Source organism: Enterobacter sp. JMULE2, assembly GCF_013337145.1.
GTDB classification, from domain to species: Bacteria; Pseudomonadota; Gammaproteobacteria; order Enterobacterales; family Enterobacteriaceae; genus Enterobacter; species Enterobacter mori.
Genome location: NZ_SGWD01000015.1, coordinates 178960 through 201810, shown reverse-complemented (window position 1 = coordinate 201810; position 22851 = coordinate 178960). Strand labels below are relative to the sequence as shown.

17 protein-coding genes and 2 pseudogenes are annotated in these 22851 nt (G+C 56.1%); 12 read left to right on the top strand and 7 right to left on the bottom strand.

Annotated features, from left to right (window positions below; genetic code table 11):
* Positions 1 to 189: 189 nt before the first annotated feature.
* The 3 genes from EXW94_RS18980 to ybbA all read right to left on the bottom strand — a co-directional run bounded on the left by EXW94_RS18980 (position 190) and on the right by ybbA (position 4615).
* The gene (locus tag EXW94_RS18980; protein ID WP_108415746.1) at positions 190 to 1335 is read right to left on the bottom strand and encodes a porin; all 1146 of its coding nucleotides are present in this window, start codon (positions 1333 to 1335) and stop codon (positions 190 to 192) included.
* Positions 1336 to 1517: 182 nt separating this feature from the next.
* On the bottom strand, positions 1518 to 3932 hold the full coding sequence (gene ybbP, locus EXW94_RS18975) for a putative ABC transporter permease subunit YbbP (RefSeq protein WP_174340738.1): 2415 nt from the start codon (positions 3930 to 3932) through the stop codon (positions 1518 to 1520).
* On the bottom strand, positions 3929 to 4615 hold the full coding sequence (gene ybbA / locus EXW94_RS18970) for a putative ABC transporter ATP-binding protein YbbA (protein ID WP_010428235.1): 687 nt from the start codon (positions 4613 to 4615) through the stop codon (positions 3929 to 3931). Before ybbA ends, ybbP begins: the two co-directional genes overlap by 4 nt.
* Between ybbA and tesA the strand changes: the two are divergent.
* The 3 genes and pseudogenes from tesA to EXW94_RS18955 all read left to right on the top strand — a co-directional run bounded on the left by tesA (position 4586) and on the right by EXW94_RS18955 (position 6921).
* A pseudogene (gene tesA, locus EXW94_RS18965) lies at positions 4586 to 5208 on the top strand (multifunctional acyl-CoA thioesterase I/protease I/lysophospholipase L1). The gene ybbA and the pseudogene tesA sit on opposite strands and share 30 nt — an antisense overlap.
* Positions 5198 to 6008: pseudogene (locus EXW94_RS18960) on the top strand (SDR family oxidoreductase). Before tesA ends, EXW94_RS18960 begins: the two co-directional pseudogenes overlap by 11 nt.
* A gap of 58 nt (positions 6009 to 6066) precedes the next feature.
* A complete protein-coding gene (locus tag EXW94_RS18955; RefSeq protein WP_108415744.1) occupies positions 6067 to 6921 on the top strand; it encodes a co-chaperone YbbN in 855 nt (284 codons plus the stop codon).
* Positions 6922 to 6971: 50 nt separating this feature from the next.
* Here the strand turns inward: EXW94_RS18955 and fetB are convergent, their stop codons facing one another.
* Together fetB and fetA are read right to left on the bottom strand one after the other, a co-directional pair.
* A complete protein-coding gene (gene fetB, locus EXW94_RS18950; RefSeq protein ID WP_174340737.1) occupies positions 6972 to 7754 on the bottom strand; it encodes an iron efflux ABC transporter permease subunit FetB in 783 nt (260 codons plus the stop codon).
* Positions 7747 to 8418: an iron efflux ABC transporter ATP-binding subunit FetA gene (gene fetA / locus EXW94_RS18945; protein ID WP_148400326.1), complete on the bottom strand. Its 672-nt coding sequence runs from the start codon at positions 8416 to 8418 to the stop codon at positions 7747 to 7749. Before fetA ends, fetB begins: the two co-directional genes overlap by 8 nt.
* 399 nt (positions 8419 to 8817) lie before the next feature.
* Here fetA and EXW94_RS18940 point away from each other — a divergent pair, with 399 nt between their 5' ends.
* The 4 genes from EXW94_RS18940 (at position 8818) to EXW94_RS18925 (ending at position 13264) form a co-directional block, all read left to right on the top strand.
* Complete coding sequence (locus EXW94_RS18940) at positions 8818 to 10545, top strand: hypothetical protein (protein WP_174340736.1); 1728 nt, start codon at positions 8818 to 8820, stop codon at positions 10543 to 10545.
* 353 nt (positions 10546 to 10898) lie between these two features.
* Entirely contained in the window at positions 10899 to 11753 is an 855-nt protein-coding gene (locus tag EXW94_RS18935) for a hypothetical protein (RefSeq protein ID WP_174340735.1), read from the top strand.
* A gap of 147 nt (positions 11754 to 11900) precedes the next feature.
* Positions 11901 to 12815 carry an SPFH domain-containing protein gene (locus EXW94_RS18930; RefSeq protein ID WP_042715719.1) on the top strand — a complete coding sequence of 305 codons (915 nt, stop codon included), beginning with the start codon at positions 11901 to 11903 and terminating at the stop codon, positions 12813 to 12815.
* Positions 12812 to 13264: an NfeD family protein gene (locus tag EXW94_RS18925; RefSeq protein ID WP_042715721.1), complete on the top strand. Its 453-nt coding sequence runs from the start codon at positions 12812 to 12814 to the stop codon at positions 13262 to 13264. The genes EXW94_RS18930 and EXW94_RS18925 overlap by 4 nt, the downstream gene beginning before the upstream one ends.
* On the opposite strand, the gene cueR is transcribed toward EXW94_RS18925, so the two are convergent.
* Complete coding sequence (gene cueR / locus EXW94_RS18920; protein WP_010428217.1) at positions 13261 to 13671, bottom strand: Cu(I)-responsive transcriptional regulator; 411 nt, start codon at positions 13669 to 13671, stop codon at positions 13261 to 13263. The genes EXW94_RS18925 and cueR overlap by 4 nt on opposite strands.
* Before the next feature lie 108 nt (positions 13672 to 13779).
* Between cueR and copA the strand changes: the two genes are divergently transcribed.
* The 3 genes from copA (at position 13780) to ybaK (ending at position 17801) form a co-directional block, all read left to right on the top strand.
* Entirely contained in the window at positions 13780 to 16278 is a 2499-nt protein-coding gene (copA, locus tag EXW94_RS18915) for a copper-exporting P-type ATPase CopA (RefSeq protein WP_174340734.1), read from the top strand.
* Between the two features lie 49 nt (positions 16279 to 16327).
* Positions 16328 to 17122: a TraB/GumN family protein gene (locus tag EXW94_RS18910; protein WP_010428208.1), complete on the top strand. Its 795-nt coding sequence runs from the start codon at positions 16328 to 16330 to the stop codon at positions 17120 to 17122.
* A gap of 199 nt (positions 17123 to 17321) precedes the next feature.
* Positions 17322 to 17801 carry a Cys-tRNA(Pro)/Cys-tRNA(Cys) deacylase YbaK gene (gene ybaK, locus EXW94_RS18905; protein ID WP_006809837.1) on the top strand — a complete coding sequence of 160 codons (480 nt, stop codon included), beginning with the start codon at positions 17322 to 17324 and terminating at the stop codon, positions 17799 to 17801.
* Positions 17802 to 17893: 92 nt separating this feature from the next.
* Here ybaK and ushA read toward each other — a convergent pair whose 3' ends face one another.
* Positions 17894 to 19546 (bottom strand): bifunctional UDP-sugar hydrolase/5'-nucleotidase UshA, encoded by a 1653-nt coding sequence (gene ushA, locus EXW94_RS18900; RefSeq protein ID WP_010428206.1) that lies wholly within the window; start codon positions 19544 to 19546, stop codon positions 17894 to 17896.
* 164 nt (positions 19547 to 19710) lie between these two features.
* On the opposite strand from ushA, the gene EXW94_RS18895 reads away from it, so the two are divergent.
* Complete coding sequence (locus EXW94_RS18895) at positions 19711 to 20931, top strand: MFS transporter (protein WP_126815877.1); 1221 nt, start codon at positions 19711 to 19713, stop codon at positions 20929 to 20931.
* Between the two features lie 232 nt (positions 20932 to 21163).
* Positions 21164 to 22840, top strand: coding sequence for a YbaL family putative K(+) efflux transporter (gene ybaL, locus EXW94_RS18890; protein WP_174340733.1), 1677 nt, complete (start codon positions 21164 to 21166; stop codon positions 22838 to 22840).
* Positions 22841 to 22851 lie beyond the last annotated feature (11 nt).

The following is a 22851-nucleotide window of genomic DNA, read 5'->3' as shown; positions in this document are numbered from 1 at the left end:
CAGCATGATGCCGGTAGAGCCCGGTTGACGTTCAGGGAAGGTAAACGGGTGATGACGCCTTATAATAAGGCGATACTGAAAAGAAATAGAGAGGTCTGTTGATTTCTGTTGAATTCAACAGACCGGATTGGATCCTCCCTGTGGGAGAGGGTCAGGGTGAGGGCATCAGACCGCACCCTACATGACGACTTAGAAGTCGTAGCGCAGACGCACCAGGTTCATGTCGCCCAGGTTGTCGGTGCTGGAGGTGAACACGTGTTCGTAATCCACGCGGAAACCGTAGTCCAGCTGGAAGCTGATACCCACGCCGTTGTCGATGCGCTGGTAGTTGCGGCCGTTCACGTACTCAATGCGGTCGCCCATGAAGTAAGGCTGGATGGATTTAACCGCATACTGACCGATTGGGAACTTATAGCCCGCAAAGTATTCAATACCCCATGCATCACCGGCGAAGTAGTCGTTAACCGATACTTTTTTGGTGGTCAGGAAGTTCTGGTACCAGCCGCCGCCTGCGGAGAAGGTCCAGTTGTCCGGCGTCCAGCTCAGCGCGGTACCGAGAATGTTCTGGTCGTAGGTTTTGCTGTCGCCGTTGTCCGGGTTACGCATGTCCGCACGGGTGTAGTTCCACGCGGCGCCCCAGGTCAGATCGGTAGTCAGGTGATAATCCAGACCCAGTGAACCGCCGCCTTTACGCTTGTAGCGCAGGCCGTTGCCCGGCAGGTATTCGCTGTCTTCAAACAGGTAAGATGCGTAGATGTCAGCATCGCCCACGGTTTTCTTATATTTCAGCATCTGGCGTGAACGATAAGAACCGTCGTAATCGCCGTTGATACCGTTACCCGGAGCCTGGCCGATCATGTCGTAGTCCCAGATATCGGTTTTCGCGCCAACCACATCATAGTAAACGCTGTTCTGTTGACCGAAGGTCAGCGTACCCCAGGTGTCGCTCTTCAGACCGGTATAGAGCATACGACGGGACGTGTCGTGCGCACCATCGGCGTAGTGGTTATCCCAGTTGAACTGCGCTGGAATGTTCACACCCAGCTCGTAGTAGCTGATCCAGCTGATGTCATCAAACAGATAGTAATCTGCTGCGAAACGGAAACGGGTGCCGCCGTCAAAACCGTTACGCTTGTAGCTGTTTTTACCGTCGTCGCCGGTCATGTTCTGGAACTGAGGACGAATACTGCCGCCAACGGTGAAGTTCAGACGGCTCAGCGGGTTACCTGCCTGTGGGTCTTGCTTAAGAACGGTGATTTCCGCCTGAGAAGCGAAGGACGTCAATGCCACTGCCGCGCCGATCGTTGCCGCCAGCGCTGATTTTTTTATAGTCATTATTTTTCCTTAATAGACACGCTGCTAAATATTTAGCGGATGAATATTAACTGGAAATAAACGGGCTGTGTCGGCGGGTTTTTAATGTTTTGTGCTACTAAACAGGTGGTTATTATCGCTTTGTGCTATTAAGTGATTACGCACCAGCATATAAACCGGTGCGCAATCATCACGGAAGTGAACTAACTGGCAAACTGGCGGAACAGCGCTTTGCCTTTTAATAACCGCGTGCCAAGCCAGCCGCCACAGAGTGAAAGCAGCACTGCGCCGCAGAGGGGCAGCGTCAACCACAGCCGCCAGTCAGGCTCCCACGGGAAGTCGAACACCTTTGTCTGGAGCACCGCCAGCGCGGTCTCCGCGCCTATCGCCGCCACCAGACCGGCCACCAGCCCCAGCAGAGCAAATTCACTCCAGAGCGTGGCGCGCAGCAGCCGCTTGCTTGCCCCCAGCGTGCGGTAAACCACCAGCTCCTGATGACGCTGACGCATACCCACCTGCACCTGCGCCAGCAACAGCAGCACGCCGCAGATCGTCACCAGCACCACCATGACTTCCAGCGCGCGGCTCACCTGCTCCAGCACCTGCCCCACCTGCTTCAGGATCGCGCCGATGTCCAGCAGGCTGACCGTCGGGAACTCTCGGTTAAGCTGGGTCAGCATGCCGTTACCGTTCTCCCAGCGGAAGCTGGTGAGCCAGCTCTGCGGCTGGCCGTCCAGCGCCCCTGCCGGGAAGATGAAGAAGAAGTTTGGCCGCAGGCTCTCCCAGTCCACCTTGCGCAGGCTGGTCACTTTGGCGCTGAAGTCCTGCGTATCGCCGGTAAAGGTCACGCTGTCCCCGAGCTTCACGTTCAGGCGCGTCGCCAGCCCCTCTTCCATCGACACCTCCCCCGCTTTCGGCGGCCAGGTTCCGGCGGTAATCGGGTTATGGTCAGGACGTTTATCCTGCCAGGTCAGGTTCAGCTCGCGGTTAAGCGACTCATCTTTATTTCCTTCCGTCGGCTGGCCGTTGATCTGCGTCAGGCGCGCGCGAACGATGGGATAGAACGACTCAGGAATAATGTGGTGCTCCGACAGGAAGCCCTTCAGCGGCGTCACCTGTTCCGGGGCAATATTGATCAGGAAATAGTTCGGGCTTTCCGGCGGAAGCTGCTGCTGCCAGCGATCCAGCAGATCGCCGCGCAGCACTAAAAGCAGCGCAAGAAGCATAAACGACAGCGAAAACGCCGACAGCTGGCTGAGCGTGGACCACGGCTGATGCAGCAGACGGTTGACCGCCAGCCGCACGGGCAGCGATTTCACCGTCAGCTTTCTCAGCACGTTGAGCAACAGCCAGCCGAGCACGCCGCACAGCAGCGCCAGCACCACGGCCCCCGCCAGTACGGCCCACAGCAGCGTGCTGCCCCCCATCAGCCAGGCCAGCAGCCCAACCGCCACGGCAAAAATGATCGGCAGATAAAACTTCAGCGGCCAGACGCTGGCAACCACGTCCTGACGCAGCACCCGCAGCGGCTGCGTCGCGAGCAGCAGCCGGTACGGGCGTAGCCCTACCAGCAGCGAAATCACCGTCATCGCGCCGATTGCCCATAGCCACGGCCAGAGGCTGGCGGGCGGCAGCGCGGCAGGGAGTACCGGCTTTAGCAGCACCATCAGCAGCTTCTCAAACAGCAGCCCGATGGCCCCGCCGGTGATGGCAGACAGCGCCAGCACCATCAGCCACTGGCCGACGATCAGCTTGCGCAGCTGCGCCCGGCCCGCGCCGAGGGTTTTGAGGATCGCCACCAGGTCGTAGCGGCTGCGGCAGTAGTGCCCCATCGCCACGGCAACCGCCGCAATGGCAAGCAGCAGGGTTAACAGCGCCGAGAGCAACAGGAACTGTTGAGAACGTTCAAGAGATTTGCCGAGCGCCCCTTCATCCTGCTCCAGCCCGTACCAGCGATGCTCCGGCTTGAGCTTCGGCAGGAGCCATTTTTCATACGCATCAAGCTGCGCAGGCGTGCCACCAAACTTGTAGCGCCAGGTGACGCGGCTGCCCGGCTGCACGGCGTTGGTTTTCGCCACGTCAGCGGTATTCATCATCAAACGTGGCGCAAGCTGGAACGGGTTAAAGCCGGAGTCCGGCTCCTGCACCACTTCTCCCGCAATCCTGAACGTCGCGTCGCCGACGTCGATGCTGTCACCCGTTTTCAGGTTCAGCAGCGCCATCAGACGCGGTGCCAGCAGGACCGTGCCAGGCGCGGGTTTTAATCCCGCCGGACGGGTCTCCAGTTCACCGTACATCGGGTAGATATCATCGACGGCTTTAACGCTGGCCAGCTGCGGCGTGTCGCCTGCGAAGGTCATGGTCTGGAAGCTTATCTGCTCGCCCACCTTCAGCCCGGTCTTGCGTGCTTCCTCAATCCAGCCAGGCGGAACGGCGCGCGAACTTTGCAGCGCTCTATCCCCCGCCATAAATTCCCGACTTTGCTGGCTGAGCCCTTTTTCCATCCGGTCACTGACGCTGCCGAGCGCCAGCACGCAGGCCACCGCAAGGCTTAACGCCAGCCAGACAATCAGCAGCGAGGGCGAGCGCCACTCGCGCCAGAACCAGCGGGCAATCATGCTTCCTCCTGAAGAATACCGTTCACCAGGCGCAGGCGGCGGTCGCAGCGGGCGGCCAACTGCGGATCGTGCGTCACCAGAATCAGCGTGGTGCCGTGCTCGCGGTTGAGCGAAAACAGCAGATCGGCAATCTTGTCTCCGGTTTTACGGTCAAGGTTACCGGTGGGTTCATCGGCAAACAGCACTTCCGGGCGACCGTTAAACGCGCGCGCCAGCGCTACGCGCTGCTGCTCGCCGCCCGAAAGCTGCGCCGGAAGGTGGTCAAGGCGTTTGCCCAGCCCAAGCTGTTCCAGCAGGGCTTTGGCGTGTTCGCGACTTTCACGCGTATTTTCACCGCGCAGCAGCCCCGGCAGCTCCACGTTTTCCAGCGCGTTCAGCGTCGGGATCAGCATGAAGGACTGGAAGACAAAGCCGATATGGCGAGCGCGCAGCGCGGCACGCGCCTCTTCATCCAGCTGGTGCAGCGGCTGCCCGACCAGGTGGACCTCCCCACTGCTGCCGTCGTCCAGCCCGGCCAGAATCGCCAGCAGCGTGGACTTGCCGGAGCCGGATTCACCGATCAGCGCGATGGTTTCGGCGCGTTTGACAACGAGTTCAACTCCGGTGAGGATGGACAGCTCGTGTTCTCCCTGACCGACGGACTTCTTAAGACGATGAACTTCAACACTGTTTTCCGCTGGCATTTGCCCTTCCTTTTTTGATTCTGATGACCTTCCGCGCGGCGGCTGCGGACACGTTACTGATTCTGGGCGACAGCCTGAGCGCAGGCTATCGCATGGCGGCCAGCGCGGCCTGGCCTGCGTTACTCAATGACAAATGGCAGACCCAAACGTCCGTCGTCAACGGCAGCATCAGCGGCGATACCTCCCAGCAGGGGCTTTCGCGCCTTCCCGCACTGCTCAAACAGCATCAGCCGCGCTGGGTGCTGGTCGAACTAGGGGGTAATGATGGCCTGCGCGGCTTCCAGCCTCAGCAAACCGAGCAAACCCTGCGTACCATTTTGCAGGAGATCAAAACGGCGAACGCCCAGCCGCTGCTGATGCAAATTCGCCTGCCGGCTAACTACGGCCGTCGGTATAATGAAGCTTTTAGCGCGATCTACCCTAAGCTTGCCAAAGAGTTTGATATTCCCCTACTGCCATTTTTCATGGAAGAGGTCTATCTGAAACCCCAATGGATGCAAGACGACGGTATTCATCCCAATCGCGATGCACAGCCGTTTATTGCCGACTGGATGGCAACCCGGCTGGCTCCTTTAGTTAAACATGACTCGTAATTCAGCGGAGTTCCTGACAGGTAAAGTTATGCAAAAATCGGTCTTAATAACAGGATGTTCCAGCGGAATTGGCTTCGAAAGCGCGCTCGAGTTGAAGCGTCAGGGATTTCGGGTGCTGGCGGCCCTGCCGCAAACCTGAAGATGTTGAACGCATGAACGGCATGGGCTTCACCGGCGTGTTGCTGGATCTGGACTCACCGGAAAGCGTAGAACGCGCGGCGGATGAGGTCATCGCCCTGACCGATAACCGTCTGTTCGGCCTGTTCAATAATGCGGGCTTCGGCGTGTACGGCCCGCTGGAGACCATCACGCGCGAACAGCTTGAACAACAGTTTTCCGCGAACTTTTTCGGCGTACATCAGCTCACCATGCGCCTGCTTCCCGCCATGCTCCCGCACGGTGAAGGACGCATCGTCATGACCTCCTCGGTAATGGGGCTGATTTCCACCCCGGGCCGCGGTGCCTACGCTGCCAGCAAATATGCGCTGGAGGCCTGGTCCGATGCCCTGCGCATGGAACTGCGCCACAGCGGCATCAAGGTCAGCCTGATTGAACCCGGCCCGATCCGCACCCGCTTCACCGAAAACGTTAACCAGACCCAGTCGGACAAACCGGTCGAAAACCCCGGCATTGCCGCACGCTTTACGTTAGGTCCTGAAGCGGTTGTCGCCAAAGTGCGCCATGCTTTTGAGAGCGATAACCCCAAACTGCGTTATCCGGTCACGCTGGTGACCCATGCCGTTGGCTGGCTAAAACGCCTTCTGCCGGGCCGGATGATGGACAAAATTTTACACGGCTGAGTTGAAGCGTCGCCGCTCATCCCCATGTAAAGAACAAACCGACAAAAGAGAAAGCCGCATGTCCGTACAGAATATCGTCAATATTACTGAAGCAAACCTGCAACAGACGCTGGAACAGTCGATGACCAAACCGGTGCTGTTCTACTTCTGGTCTGAACGCAGCCAACACTGTCTGCAGCTGACGCCGGTACTGGAGAGCCTTGCCGCGCAATACAATGGTCAGTTCATTCTCGCTAAGCTGGACTGTGACGCCGAGCCGATGGTGGCGTCTCAGTTTGGCCTGCGCGCCATTCCAACCGTCTATCTGTTCCAGAATGGACAGCCTGTTGATGGCTTCCAGGGGCCGCAGCCGGAAGAGGCGATCCGCGCCCTCCTGGATAAAGTCCTGCCGCGCGAAGAAGAGCTGAAAGCGCAGGAAGGCATGGCGCTGATGCAGGAAGGCAAATACGACGAGGCGCTGCCGCTGCTCAAAGACGCGTGGCAGCTGTCGAATCAGAACAGCCAGATCGGCCTGCTGCTGGCGGAAACGCAGATCGCCCTGCACCGTTCAGAAGACGCGGAAGCCGTGCTGAAGACTATCCCGATGCAGGATCAGGATACCCGCTATCAGGGACTGGTTGCGCAGATCGAACTGCTGAAACAGGCGGCGGACACCCCGGAAATTCAGCAACTGCAGCAGCAGGTTGCCGACAACCCGGCCGATGCCGCGCTGGCAAGCCAGCTGGCGCTGCAGCTGCACCAGGTGGGGCGTAACGAAGAGGCGCTGGAGCTGCTGTTCAGCCATCTGCAAAAAGATCTGGCCGCCGCAGACGGCCAGGCACGTAAGATGTTCCAGGAGATCCTGGCCGCGCTCGGCACCGGTGACGCACTGGCGTCGAAGTATCGTCGTCAGCTGTACGCGTTGCTCTACTAACAAAAAAATGCCCGGTGGCGCTAACGCTTACCGGGCCTACAAAAGACGGTTTATTCCGACCTTTTCAACTGCGTCACCACCAGCTGGTGACGCGCGTTGTAAAACTTCCGGTAGGTTAAATAGCAAGCAATAATGGTCGACAGGCTTGCCGTAGAGAGCAGCATAAAGGTCACCATAATCTGATACTTAATCGCTTTTACCGGATCGATCCCCGCAAATATCAGCCCCGACATCATCCCCGGCAGACTCACCAGCCCCACGGTTTTGGCTGAATCTACCGTTGGGATCAGCGATGAGCGAATGCTCTCATGAATCAGCCGCGCCGAGGCTACTTTAGGCGTCGCCCCCAGGCTTAATTTCTCCTGTAGCTGCTGCTGTTCACTGCTGAAACGCTGTCCGAGGTTGTTGTAACACAGCCCCACGGCAACCATGGCGTTCCCCGCAATCATGCCGGAAATCGGGATCACCTGCATTGGTGTGAATTCAATGGAACCCGACAGCACCAGAACCGCCAGCGTGAGCGCCGTACCGGTCGTGATGGCGATAAACGAAGAGACGAACGCTTTATCGATATACTTGCTGCGCTTTTGCGCATTCCACGCGGCATTGAAGCAAATAAACAGCACCATCAGCAGGGTCAGTACCGCATGGTTGACGTTGAAAATGTACTTCAGCACATAGCCAACGATGATGAGCTGAATCACCGCGCGGCAGATACTCCACAGAATGTCTTTTTCCAGCCCTAGCTTTTCCCGGTAGCTGACCACAATCGCAATCAATACCAGCACCATCGAAAACGCCAGCGATTCATTGGTAATATTATGCTCACCCACGGTTGGCCTCCTGCATTTTTCCGCCCTGTGGCTGAAGCGTGATGACATCATCCGCATGGCTTATTTCGTTTGAATCATGCGTTACCCACAGCACGGCAATATTCTGCTCGCGGGCGTAGCGATGAATAATGTCGTTGACGTTGCGTTTGTTCGCGTCATCCAGCGCGCTGGTGATCTCGTCGAGCAGCAACACCTTCGGCAAGAACTGCAGATTACGGATCAGCGACACGCGCTGCTTTTCCCCGCCGGACAAGGTATTAATGGATTTCGTCAGGGTGTCCTGCGGCAGCCCAAACCGCGCTAAATCGGCGATAAATTTGTCAGGCTCTGGGGTTTTGCTGCGGATTTGCCACGGGAAAATCAGGTTATCGTAAACCGTATCGCCAAAAAGCGTTGGCGTTTGCACGCAATAAGAGACTTGCTGCCGATAGCTCTCCGGCGAAAGCGTCGCGATATTTTTTCCTTCAAAGATAATGGTGCCTTCCGTCGAACTGAGCAGCGAGGCCACAATTTTTAATAACGTGCTTTTACCGCAGCCCGAGGGACCGGTGATGAGTTTGAATTCACCCGGCGAGAGGCAAAAGTTGACGTTTTTAAGAATAGTATTTTCCCCCACCGTAAAGCCCACATCCCTGATCTGCAATATATCGCTTTGATTGTTCATATTCTTCCTTTTGATTGCCACATAAAGACTTAACAAAGACTCAATGTAAACATTGATTTATTTTCTCATTCCCCAAATTTCTCTCCAGTAACGTTAACCCAACTACATTCAGGAGTAAAAAATCGCCATAAATCACATTTACGAGCATAAAAAGCGCAATTTTCATTCGAAACAGTAAGTCTTCATAAAGATTTAAAATGATTAAATGATGACTTATCGAACACTAGTTAATGATTTAAATCAAAACCACACACTTTTACACACTCTAGAATCATTCAAAAATAAGACACAAGAATGTCTGAAAGCCTCAATAAAAGCCTACGAGAACTCATTCACTTTGAATCGTCAGAATACATTTCTGATGTGAATCAACACAACATTACCGTCTGGAAATTAAAGATGAAAACCACCGTTAAATTTTTGGCCTCTGCCGTTGCTCTTTGCATTGTGCCAGCAGCCAGTGCAATCACTCTGGAACAAGCCGAGGCCAATTTGAAAATGGCGAGCGTAGCTTCCCGTTTTGCGGAAAAGACTTACCGAAGCGCTTTAAGTAACGAACATACAACTGACGTCGCGATGAACAATGCGATGGATACGTACGGCGTTCTTTCAAAAGAAGCCGCTGCGGCAGCAACGGCACACAGCGATGCGATAGATCAAATCCAGAAGGCGCGTCAGGCGGCAAAGGATAGCAGGGCAACACTTGCAGCTGCGCGCCTTGCATTCAAAAATCTCACGCCAACACCGGTTCCAGCTTCACAGACGGTTCCTCAGAAGATATCTCCACCGATGAAAACCCCGGTCGCCATCCCGCAGGCCACGCCGCAGAAGCTGATCTCCACCGCCATTCCGCAGCCAGTGATAGCCCCGGTTGCCATCCCGCAGGCGATCCCGCAGAAGCTGGTCTCCACCGCCATTCCGCAGCCGATGAAAGCCCCGGTTGCCATCCCGCAGGCGATCCCGCAGAAGCTGGTCTCCACCGCCATTCCGCAGCCGATGAAGGCCCCGGTTGCTGTCCCGCAGGCCACGCCGCAGAAGCTGGTCTCCACTGCCATTCCGCAGCCAATGAAGGCCCCGGTTGCCATCCCGCAGGCCACGCCGCAGAAGCTGGTTTCCACCGCCATTCCGCAGCCAATGAAAACCCCGGTTGCGATCCCGCAGGCCACGCCGCAGAAGCTGGTCTCCACCGCCATTCCGCAGCCCATGAAAGCCCCGGTCGCAATTCCGCAGGCCACGCCGCAGAAGCTGGTTTCCACCGCCATTCCGCAGCCAGTGAAAACCCCGGTTGTTGTCCCGCAGGCGATCCCGCAGAAGCTGGTCTCCACTGCCATTCCGCAGCCCATGAAAGCCCCGGTTGCTGTCCCGCAGGCCACGCCGCAGAAGCTGGTCTCCACCGCCATTCCGCAGCCGATGAACACCCCGGGACCGATCTCTCAAAATGTCCCGAATAAAAAAAATGTACTCACTGCCGCACCAACAAATATGACGACACAAATTGTGGTGACGAAAACGCAGCCAACAACCCTTTCTCCAGGTCTGCCGAAAAATGCTGTAATCAATCCGCAAACGCCGTACAAGAGTAGCGTGACTATTATCGACCCAACCACGCACCCTACGTCGGGCATTGTCATGATCAGCAAAGCTGACAATACAGCAAAGCAAACCGCTACAGCTGTCGCACCAAAGAGTACCACCACCAGCCAGACCGCTGGCTCAACCTACAATGTAGTCGCTATCAATCAGGTTAATAGCTACTACGTTAGCCAGGCAAATAGCCGTCAGGTTGCGGATAATAGTCAGCGTATCGACAACAATAGTCAGCGGATCCAGAGCAATAGCCAACGAATTGATGGCAACAGCAAAGCCATCGATCGTAACGCAAAAGAGATTGATGATACTCGCGACGAGCTGAAGCGTGGCCTGAACAACGCGGCAGCGATGTCGAGCCTCCACTACCATTCCGACAACTCATGGGCATTATCTACCGGAACCGCTAATGGCGACGGTGCAGCACTGGCGGGCGGGCTTCAAAAAGGCCTGACAAGCCACGTTGCCGTGAATATGCAGGCATCCACCTCTTTCGACAGTGGATGGATGGCAGGCGCCGGCATTTCGGGAGATTTCTAATTCCAGTAGAAGATATCTTTTGGAAATGTTGAAAATCTAACCTGTACACATTTTCTTATTGATCTCTACACCAAAGCCGCCGCTCAGGCGGCTTTTTTATTGCTGCTAACACTCATAGTTAAATGTACTTGAAGTATTCACTTACTCAGAATGGGAAGCAGACACTTCTGTATATAAATCAGTCACTGAAATGTCAACTGTTTTTGACATGTTGACATTGAAAGTAATATAAATCTTCCATTTGTGATCTTGCCTGAGTTACCGCACCCTGAGCTAATAGCCTCTTGCAATGAGTGGTGTTAGAATTTTTCGCAGACAAATTGTCACGCTTATAACTATAGGAAGTATGCAACATGACACATATCTTTTATGAGTTCTCTTCGCTGAAGCCAGGCGTTCCTGATGTAGAAACATTAATGGAAGTCATCAATTCTTCAGAACTCACAAGTTTTGTCATCGGTGCAGAAGTTGTCGACTTTGTTAAGAAAGCCCTCATCGTAAATACCACCATCGGCAGCTTCAAAAATTGCTATTTCGCCTTCGACAACGGGACACAGTTCCTGGAGTTTGATGGCAAAGGGAAGTCAAAACGTTTTAACGAGGTGCCTGACTGGTTCGTCTCTCCAGCCGAATTTTCTCGCACGCAGTGGCTCATCAACCACGATCTGGCTGACGTGAAAGCCACCCAATTTATCGATGTGCTGATGTCATACCCTCTAAAAGAGCGCCGCGCACACTGTAATCTGTTATTCGGGCTGGAACTGGAAAAAGCCAATGCGATGCCTGCCACGGCCCCTTCAGCAAGTAAAATTGGTAACAAGAACGGAAAAACGACCAAACCGCGCGTGATGGACCTTGGCTCGTTCGAGCTGTTCAGCCAGTTCTTTGAGCGGATGAAAACTGCCGTTCTTGCTAATGAATTCCCGACATTACAGGTGCTGACCGGAATGGATAACCTGTCAAAAGCCCCACATGCCTTAAAACAGGGGATCAGAACCTGGTTTAAAGCTATCGCAGGCGATCTCCCGCCAAACAACAAGCGTGTTGAAGCAGGTAACTCAGTGCTTTTCTGCGCCCCGATTCGCGAACAAATACAGCAAATAGAAGCTATCGGGTTGGAAAACTACTATCAGGGATTATCAAAAGCCATCGCCGAGGCCAGTGATAGCTTTATTGCCGATTTCACCTACTCCCATTCCGTAAATTAATCCTTCAAGCCCTGCCATCCTGCAGGGCTTACCTCAATAATCCGTCTCCCACCTCTTTACAGGGGCGAATTTCCCCCTGATAGCCGATATACTTACGAACAATAAACACGCACTTTTCTCATCACAGCATTCAAAACAGGAGGTTTTATGCTCATCGTTGTTCCCGTCCTTATTTTTGTTGCGCTGGTCATTGTCGGCGCAGGCGTCAAAATTGTTCCTCAGGGTTATCAGTGGACCGTAGAACGCTTCGGCCGCTATACCAATACGCTGCAGCCGGGCCTGAGCCTGATTGTTCCCTTCATGGACCGCATTGGTCGTAAGATCAACATGATGGAGCAGGTGCTGGATATTCCTTCTCAGGAGATCATCTCTAAAGACAACGCCAACGTCACCATCGACGCCGTCTGCTTTATTCAGGTGATTGATGCGCCTAAAGCGGCTTATGAAGTGAGCAACCTGGAGCTGGCGATCGTCAACCTGACGATGACCAACATCCGTACCGTGCTCGGCTCCATGGAGCTGGACGAAATGCTCTCTCAGCGCGACAGCATCAATACCCGCCTGCTGCACATTGTCGATGAAGCGACGAATCCGTGGGGGATCAAAGTCACCCGTATTGAGATCCGCGACGTGCGCCCACCGGCTGAACTGATCGCCTCCATGAACGCCCAGATGAAAGCCGAACGAACCAAGCGAGCCTACATTCTGGAAGCCGAAGGGGTGCGTCAGGCCGAGATCCTCAAAGCGGAAGGGGAAAAACAGTCGCAGATCCTGAAAGCCGAGGGCGATCGTCAGTCCGCATTTTTACAGGCGGAAGCGCGCGAACGTTCGGCAGAAGCGGAAGCCCGTGCGACGCAGATGGTGTCCGAGGCGATTGCCGCCGGTGATATCCAGGCCGTGAACTACTTCGTCGCGCAAAAATATACCGATGCGCTGAAAGAGATCGGCTCCGCGAACAACAGTAAAGTGGTGATGATGCCGCTGGATGCCAGCAGCCTGATGGGGTCGATTGCCGGTATTGCCGAGCTGATCAAAGACAGTGGAAACGAGCGTAAAAAATGATTGAGCTGATCGTTGCACATCCTCATGCCTTCTGGCTAAGCCTCGGAGGCTTACTGCTGGCGGCGGAGATGCTGGGCGGCAACGGCTACCTGCTCTGGAGCGGCGTTGCCGCAGTCATTACCGGGCTGGTCGTCTGGCTGCTGCCTGTCGGCTGGGAGTGGCAGGGTGCACTGTTTGCAGTGCTCACGCTGGTGGCCGCGTGGCTGTGGTGGCGCTGGCTGAATCGGCAGGTGAAAGATCAGAAACCGGCAGACGCCCACCTTAATCAGCGCGGGCAGCAGATTGTCGGCAAGCGTTTTACGCTCGACAGCGCACTGGTGAACGGACGCGGGCACATGCGGGTGGGCGACAGCTCGTGGCCGGTGGTAGCCGACGATGACCTCAGCGCCGGTACTCAGGTCGAGGTCATTGCGGTGGAAGGCATTACCCTGCGGGTGAAAGCCTGTTAAGCATGCGCCTTACGGTGACAGCAGCCAGCAAGGTTGTCGATAATCGGGCAATCGGCGCTGTCATCGCCCGGGCATGAGTCCGCCAGCCCCAGAAGCTGTTCGCGCATCGCCTGCAGTTCTACAATGTGGCGTTCAATCTCCGCCACTTTTTCTAGCGTGCGCTTTTTCACATCGGCGCTGTGGCGCTTCGGATCGTTAAACAGGTTAACCAGCTCGCCGCACTCTTCCAGATTAAACCCCACCTGTCTTGCCTGGCGCAGCAGCGTCAGTTCATCAAGATGCAGCTGCGTGTAGCTGCGGTAGCCGTTTTCACTGCGCAGCGGCGGCGTGACCAGCCCTTTCTCTTCGTAAAAGCGAATCGCTTTGCTGGTTAAGCCGGTTTTTTTCGCAACGTCACTGATATTCACATTTCCCCCTTGACCTTCCCCTTGATGGAAGGTTTAACCTTGATAACAGTTAGCGAAAAGCAGAGTGAAGGTCAACAATTGACCAGAACATTATACGGGAGTTTTGTTATGTCTCACACTATCGACCTGACGCTGGACGGCCTCTCCTGCGGCCACTGTGTCAAACGCGTTAAAGAAAGCCTGGAACAGCGTCCTGACGTTGAAAGCGCTGACGTGACTATCGATCATGCCGCCGTGATCGGCAGCGCCAGCGCGGATGCGCTGATCGATACCATCAAGCAGGCCGGTTACGGGGCGGAGTTAAGCCACCCAAAGGCTAAACCGCTGGCAGAGTCATCATCCCCGTCGGAAGCACTGACAGCGGCCACTCCTGAGCTTCCGGTAGCGGATGATATTGACGACAGCCAACAGCTGCTGATCAACGGCATGAGCTGCGCCAGTTGCGTCTCCCGGGTACAAAATGCATTGCAGGCCGTACCGGGCGTCGCACAGGCACGGGTAAACCTCGCGGAGCGCACTGCGCTGGTGATGGGCAGCGCCTCCGCCGCAGATTTAGTCCAGGCCGTAGAGAAAGCGGGCTACGGCGCGGAAGCGATTGAAGATGACATCAAACGCCGCGAGCGCCAGCAGGAAACGGCTGTCGCCACCATGAAACGCTTCCGCTGGCAGGCCATCGTTGCGCTGCTGGTGGGTATCCCGGTGATGGTGTGGGGCATGATCGGTGACAACATGATGGTCACCGACGACAACCGCACGCTGTGGCTGGGGATTGGTGCGATCACGCTCGCCGTGATGGTCTTTGCAGGCGGACATTTCTATACCAGCGCCTGGAAGAGCCTGAAAAACCGCACCGCGACGATGGATACGCTGGTAGCGCTCGGGACCGGCGCAGCGTGGCTCTATTCCATGAGCGTGAACGTCTGGCCGCAGTGGTTCCCGATGGAAGCGCGGCATCTCTATTATGAAGCGAGCGCGATGATTATCGGCCTGATTAACTTAGGCCACATGCTCGAAGCCCGCGCCCGTCAGCGCTCCTCGAAGGCGCTGGAAAGATTGCTTGATTTAACCCCGCCGACGACACGCGTGGTGACCGACGAGGGTGAAAAAAGCGTCCCGCTGGCTGACGTGCAGCCCGGCATGACGCTGCGCCTGACGACGGGCGATCGCGTTCCGGTTGACGGCGCAATTCTCCAGGGCGAAGCCTGGTTCGATGAAGCCATGCTGACCGGGGAACCGATCCCGCAGCAAAAATCCCAGGACGATAACGTGCATGCAGGCACGGTCGTCCAGGACGGCAGCGTGCTGTTCCGCGCCAGTGCGGTCGGCAGCCACACCACGCTGTCGCGTATTATCCGCATGGTGCGCCAGGCACAGAGCAGTAAGCCCGAAATCGGCAAACTTGCCGATAAAATCTCCGCCGTTTTTGTTCCGGTGGTGGTCTGTATTGCCCTGCTGAGTGCGGCAATCTGGTATTTCTTTGGGCCAGCACCGCAAATCGTCTATACCCTGGTGATTGCCACCACGGTGCTGATCATCGCCTGTCCGTGTGCCCTTGGCCTGGCGACGCCGATGTCGATCATCTCCGGCGTCGGACGTGCCGCCGAGTTTGGCGTGCTGGTGCGTGATGCCGATGCCCTGCAGCGTGCAAGCACCCTGGACACGCTGGTCTTTGACAAAACCGGTACGCTGACCGAAGGGAAACCGCAGGTCGTGGCGGTGCATACTCTTGGCTTCTCAGAGGCTGACGCGCTGCGTCTCGCCGCCGCGCTGGAGCAAGGGTCCAGCCACCCGCTGGCCCGCGCCATTCTCGATAAAGCCAGTGACGCTACCCTGCCGCAGGTCAGTAACTTCCGCACCCTGCGCGGGCTCGGGGTGAGCGGCGAAGCCGACGGCCACACGCTGCTGCTGGGGAATCAGGCGCTGCTCAATGAAAACGGAATTGATACTTCATCGCTGGAAGGCGAACTGATTGCTCAGGCATCACAGGGCGCAACGCCCGTACTGCTCGCTGTAGACGGTAAAGCCGTCGCCCTGTTGTCGGTGCGCGATCCCCTGCGCCAGGACAGCGTGGATGCATTAAAACGTCTGCACCGTGCGGGCTATCGTCTGGTGATGCTGACCGGGGATAACCCAACAACGGCCAACGCCATCGCCAAAGAGGCGGGTATTGATGACGTCATTGCGGGCGTACTGCCGGATGGTAAAGCGGATGCCATCAAGAACCTGCAAAGTCAGGGCCGTCAGGTGGCCATGATCGGTGACGGTATTAACGACGCACCGGCGCTGGCGCAGGCAGAAGTGGGTATTGCCATGGGCGGCGGGAGCGATGTCGCGATTGAAACGGCGGCCATTACCCTGATGCGCCACAGCCTGATGGGCGTTGCGGATGCGCTGGCGATTTCGAAGGCCACGTTGCGCAACATGAAGCAGAACCTGCTCGGGGCATTTATTTATAACGTCTTCGGCATTCCGATTGCCGCCGGGATTTTATGGCCGCTGACGGGCGCGCTGCTGAACCCGGTGGTTGCCGGGGCGGCAATGGCGCTCTCCTCCATTACCGTGGTGAGCAACGCCAACCGTCTGCTGCGGTTTAAACCGAAAGATTGAACCTTGTTCTCGTACGCGCTAGCATGATCCTTTCGGTCATGGAGCGCGTATGAGTCTGTTTAATCGTATAAAAGCATCGTTTCGCGCCCTCTTTCCCCGACGTTATGCCTGGCCCGGTATGGATATCTCACTTCCGGGCGGGCAACACCTGCACCTTGTAGGAAGCATCCATATGGGGACGCAGGATATGTCCCCGCTGCCCGCTGGCCTGATAAAACTGCTGAAGAATGCCGACGCGCTGGTCGTCGAGGCGGATATTTCGGGCCATGAATCCCCCTTTGCGGGTCTGGAGAGCGACCGTCCTCTTGCGGAACGTCTCAGCGAAGCCCAGCTTACCGAACTGACGCGGCTCGCGGATGAAACCGGTGTATCGCTCGCCATGCTGGACACCCTTCCGCTCTGGCAAATTGCCATGGTGTTGCAGGCGACGCAGGCACAGCGTCTGGGCTTGCGCGGTGATTACGGCATTGATTATCAGCTGCTGAATACGGCAAGAGCGCGCAATCTCCCGATCATTGAACTGGAAGGCACGGACAGCCAGATCGGTCTGCTGCGGCAGCTTCCCGATGACGGTCTGATCCTGCTGGATGACACCCTGACCCACTGGCACACCAATGCCCGTCTGCTGCAAACCATGATTGGCTGGTGGCTGGATGCGCCGCCGACGGACAGTAAGCTTGTGCTGCCGTCAACGTTCAGTGAATCGCTGTATGATGTGCTGATGAACGCGCGCAATCAGGCGTGGCGAGAAACGCTGCATGCCCTGCCTGCCGGGCGGTATGTCGTCGCGGTCGGCGCGTTGCATTTGTATGGGGAAGGGAATCTGCCGTCGCTGCTGAAATAAAAAAATGGCCAATATTTCTATTGGCCCGTCAAAGAGGAATTTCATCGTTTTTATTATACCGAAGGAGACCTTCGGCTGAGCCGATTGTCGCTCAAAGTGACCATCACTGCCAATACTATTGCGCAAGATGGTGCTATTTTTTAGACAAACGTCAGGCGTATGCTGTTGGCATAAAATGTCTGTCGTAAGAAGGATAGCTATGACTCCCGCCGTTAAATTACTCGAAAAAAACAAAATCTCTTTCCGGATCCATACTTACGATCACGATCCGAATGAAACCAATTTTGGTGATGAAGTGGTGCGCAAGCTGGGGCTGAACGCTGACCAGGTCTATAAAACGCTGCTGGTCGCGGTGAACGGTGATATGAAACATCTCGCCGTGGCGGTAACGCCCGTCGCCGGGCAGCTGGATCTGAAAAAGGTCGCCAAAGCGCTGGGGGCAAAAAAGGTCGATATGGCGGATCCGATGGTTGCGCAACGCACTACCGGATATCTGGTGGGCGGGATCAGCCCGCTCGGGCAGAAAAAACGGCTGCCGACGCTGATCGATGCACCTTCGCAGGAATTCGAGACGATCTATATTTCGGGCGGCAAGCGCGGGCTGGATATCGAACTGGCCGCGGGCGATCTGGCGAAAATGCTGGACGCGAAGTTTGCGGATATTGCGCGCCGGGAGTAAAAGAAAAGCCGGGTGGCGGCTACGCCTTACCCGGCCTACATTTTGCCCCCGTAGGCCCGGTAAGCGCAGCGCCACCGGGCAAAACAACCGCACTACTGCCAGCTCACCTCACCTTTCGGCTCGTACGCATTCACGTCAATCGGTGAATTCTGCTCGATGAACTGCTTCAGCACTTCCGCGTCGATAAAGCCGGTATTCACATAGCCCGGTTTATTATCAATATGCGGATAGCCGTCGCCTCCCGTGGCGTTAAAGCTTAACGTTGCCAGACGGTACGTTTTGGCCGGGTCAACCGGCTCGCCCTTGATCTTCAGATCGTTAAGCTTGCCGTCTTTCGCGACAAAACTCACGTTAGCAAACTGCGGGTAGGCGCCCGAGTCCGGCTTCATCTGCGCCACGGCGGTGAGGTAGTCAATCACCTCTTTCCCGCTCATATCCGCATACACCACCACGTTGCCGAACGGCTGTACCTTCAGCACGTCTTTATAGGTGATGTTTCCACCTTCGATGGAATCACGAATGCCGCCGCCGCTCATTACGCCAAAGTCAGCGCCAGTGCGCGCTATTTGCGCCGCCAGCACCAGATGGCCCATGTTGGTCTGCACGAAGCGGACTTTGCTGCGGTCCCCTTCCAGGCGGCCATTGAGCGTACCAATTTTCACGTCCAGCTGCGCCTTGCCTTTGTTCTGGAACGGCGTCAGCAGGGAGAGCATCTGCTGGTTTTCAGCAATCTCAGGCGTGTAGAGTACGCGCTCACTTTTCCCGTCCGGGTAAGTCACCTTCTTCTTCAGGTTGACCGGGATAAGCTGATAGTGGACCAGCTTCATCTCGCCGTTACGGAACTCGAAATCTGCACGCCCCACGTATTTACCCCACTCGTGGGCCTGTACGATCCAGATACCGTTTTGACGGTCCGGCGCGCACGGCGTGCCCGGCACGTAGTCCACCTGCTTTTTATTCTCGGACGCCATACACACTGGATCCTGTGAGTGACCGCCCACAATCATTGCCAGCGAGCCCGCAGGCAGGCTGCGCGCCATCTCGACGTCGCCCGGCGCATTGGAGCCGTGCGCGCCGTTGTCGTAGTGCCCCATGTGGGTGGTGGCGATAATCACGTCCGGTTTTTCGTTCTGCTGCAATTCCTGAATCACCAGCTTCGCTTCATCTGCCGGTTTGCGGAATTCGATATCGGTGAAGAACTCCGGGTTACCTATTTTGGCCGTGTCGTCGGTAGTGAGGCCAATGACCGCAATTTTTAAGTCCTGACGCTTAAACAGCGCCCAGGGTTTAAACAGGCGTTCGCCGGTGCTTTTCTGATAAATATTGGCAGAGAGGAACGGGAATTTAGACCACTTCTCCTGCTGGCGCAGCACGCTCAGCGGGTTATCGAATTCATGGTTACCCACGGCCATCGCGTCGTAGCCAATCAGATTCATGCCGCGAAAGTCAGGCTCGGCATCCTGTAAATCAGATTCCGGCACGCCGGTATTGATATCCCCACCCGAGAGCAGCAGCACGCTACCGCCTTCTGCGGCGACCTCTTTGCGAATACCGTCAACCAGCGTTTTTTGCGCCGACAGGCCATATTCCCCGTATTCACTGCGCCAGAAATGACCGTGGTGATCGTTGGTATGCAGAATGGTAATTTTATAGGTTTTGTCTTTTTCATACGCCTGTGCGGGCAGGCTAGTCAGCCCCCAGGCCGCTATCAACGCCAGCGCGACGCCACGCTTCATTAACTTCATCATCTCTCTCCCTGACCAATAGACAAACGCAAAAATTACAGTGACTCACAAGAATAGACAAATAAGTTTTCAGAATTGCGACTTTCTTCAAATGTCACGGACGGGTATGTTAGTCGGATAATAATTACACCTTGCATTTCTCATAACAAATCGACGTGGTATTTATGGCAATCAGTGAATCAACCCAGCCCGTCCCGGGCGCTCCGGCGTCGTCGCCAAAATCGCGCACTTCCTTTAAAGTTTTAGGCGCAATCAGTCTCTCGCACCTGCTCAACGACATGATCCAGTCGCTGATCCTGGCAATCTACCCGCTGCTGCAGTCCGAGTTCTCGTTAACCTTCGTACAGATTGGGATGATCACCCTCACCTTCCAGATGGCCTCCTCGCTGCTGCAGCCGGTGGTCGGTTACTGGACGGATAAATACCCAATGCCGTGGTCGCTCCCCATTGGCATGTGCTTCACCTTGAGCGGGCTGGTGCTGCTGGCAATGGCGGGCAGCTTTGAAGCGGTGCTTATCGCCGCCGCGCTGGTGGGGACAGGCTCGTCCGTCTTCCATCCGGAATCCTCCCGCGTGGCGCGTATGGCCTCCGGTGGTCGTCACGGGCTGGCGCAGTCCCTGTTCCAGGTAGGCGGTAACTTTGGCAGTTCCCTCGGCCCACTGCTGGCCGCGGTGATCATCGCTCCATACGGCAAAGGCAACGTGGCGTGGTTTGTGCTGGCCGCGCTGCTGGCGATTGTGGTACTGGCGCAAATCAGCCGCTGGTATGCCGCGCAGCATCGCGTGAACAAGGGCAAACCTGTAGCAAAGGTTATCAATCCCCTTCCCCGTAACAAGGTTATCCTGGCCGTAAGCGTGCTGCTGGTGCTGATTTTCTCGAAATACTTCTATATGGCGAGCATCAGCAGCTATTACACCTTTTATCTGATGCAAAAATTCGGATTATCGGTACAAAACGCGCAGTTCCACCTGTTTGCCTTCCTGTTTGCGGTGGCAGCAGGAACGGTGATTGGCGGGCCTGTCGGTGACAAAATCGGGCGTAAATATGTGATTTGGGGCTCAATCCTCGGTGTTGCACCCTTCACGCTTATTTTGCCCTACGCAAGCCTGGAGTGGACGGGGATTTTGACCGTCATTATTGGTTTTATTCTGGCCTCTGCCTTCTCGGCCATTCTGGTCTACGCACAGGAGCTGTTACCGGGGCGTATCGGTATGGTTTCCGGGCTCTTTTTCGGATTTGCCTTCGGCATGGGCGGCCTTGGTGCGGCGGTGTTGGGCATGGTTGCAGATCACACCAGCATCTTCCTGGTCTACAAAATCTGTGCTTTCCTGCCACTTCTGGGGATATTGACCATATTCCTGCCTGATAACCGTCATAAAGCGTAATTTAGGGGTCGCCAAAGTTAAACTCTGGCGACCTTGCCCCCTTATGCCATAAGGGTTTCTTCTCACCTTCCCCATCAAACTTGTCCAAAAGGGCTTTTTTTCACGCTTATTGCTCTTTTATTCAAACTTCAACAATTATTCATAAACATAAGGGTAAAAATTGTCATAAACTATTACCTGGTCTTTTGGTATTTATGCCAAAAATGGAACACTCACCGCGAAAGGAGACGGAATGCACCACGCCACACCGCTTATCACCACCATTGTTGGTGGACTTGTGCTCGCTTTTATCCTTGGCATGATTGCCAATAAACTGCGTATTTCTCCTCTTGTCGGCTATCTGTTAGCGGGTGTACTGGCGGGTCCTTTTACGCCGGGTTTCGTGGCGGATACCAAACTGGCTCCAGAACTGGCGGAATTAGGCGTGATTCTGCTGATGTTTGGCGTCGGTCTGCATTTTTCACTGAAGGACCTGATGGCGGTAAAGTCTATCGCCATACCGGGAGCGATCGCCCAGATAGGGGTGGCGACGCTGCTGGGAATGGCGCTTTCAGCGGTACTGGGCTGGTCGCTGATGACCGGCATCGTGTTTGGGCTGTGTCTTTCAACCGCCAGTACCGTGGTGCTGCTGCGCGCGCTTGAAGAGAGACAGCTGATAGACAGCCAGCGCGGGCAAATCGCAATAGGCTGGCTGATCGTTGAAGATCTGGTGATGGTGTTAACGCTGGTGCTGCTGCCCGCCGTCGCCGGGATGATGGAAAAAGACAACCTCGGCTTCGCCTCGCTGGCGTTGGATATGAGTATCACCATCGGTAAGGTTGTGGCCTTTATCGCCATCATGATGCTGGTGGGCCGCCGTCTGGTACCGTGGATCATGTCCCGCACTGCGGCGACAGGTTCCCGCGAGCTGTTCACTCTTTCGGTACTCGCTCTGGCGCTGGGTATCGCCTTTGGTGCCGTTGAGCTGTTCGACGTCTCGTTTGCACTGGGCGCGTTCTTCGCCGGGATGGTGCTGAACGAATCTGAATTAAGCCACCGCGCGGCGCACGACACGCTGCCGCTGCGTGATGCTTTCGCCGTGCTGTTCTTCGTCTCCGTCGGGATGCTGTTTGACCCGCTGGTTCTGATCCAGCAGCCGCTGGCGGTACTGGGCACGCTGGCGATCATTATCTTTGGTAAGTCCGTTGCCGCCTTCTTCCTGGTGCGGATGTTTGGCCACTCGCCGCGTACGGCGCTGACCATTGCCGCCAGCCTGGCGCAGATTGGTGAGTTCGCGTTTATTCTGGCCGGTCTCGGCATGGCGCTTAATCTCCTCCCGCAGGCCGGCCAGAATCTGGTGCTGGCGGGGGCGATCCTCTCCATCATGCTGAACCCGGTGCTGTTTGCCCTGCTGGAAAAATACCTCGATAAAACGGAAACCCTGGAAGAGCAGACGCTGGAAGAGGCTATCGAAGAAGAGAAGCAGATCCCGGTGGATATCTGCAATCACGCGCTGCTGGTTGGCTTTGGCCGCGTGGGCAGCCTGCTCGGTGAGAAGCTGATGGCGCAGGGCATTCCGCTGGTGGTGATTGAAACCTCACGCACACGCGTTGACGAACTGCGCGAACGCGGCATTCGCGCGGTGCTGGGCAATGCGGCAAACGAAGAGATCATGAATCTGGCGCATCTGGACTGCGCCCGCTGGCTGCTGCTGACCATTCCGAACGGCTACGAGGCAGGTGAGATTGTCGCGTCCGCGCGCGCGAAGTGTCCAACCATCGAGATTATTGCCCGCGCGCATTATGACGATGAGGTGGAATACATCACCGAGCGCGGCGCGAATAAGGTCGTCATGGGCGAGCGTGAGATTGCGAACACGATGCTGACGCTGCTGGAGAACGCGCCGGCTGAAGAGGCGGTGACGGGGTAAAAAAAGCCTGC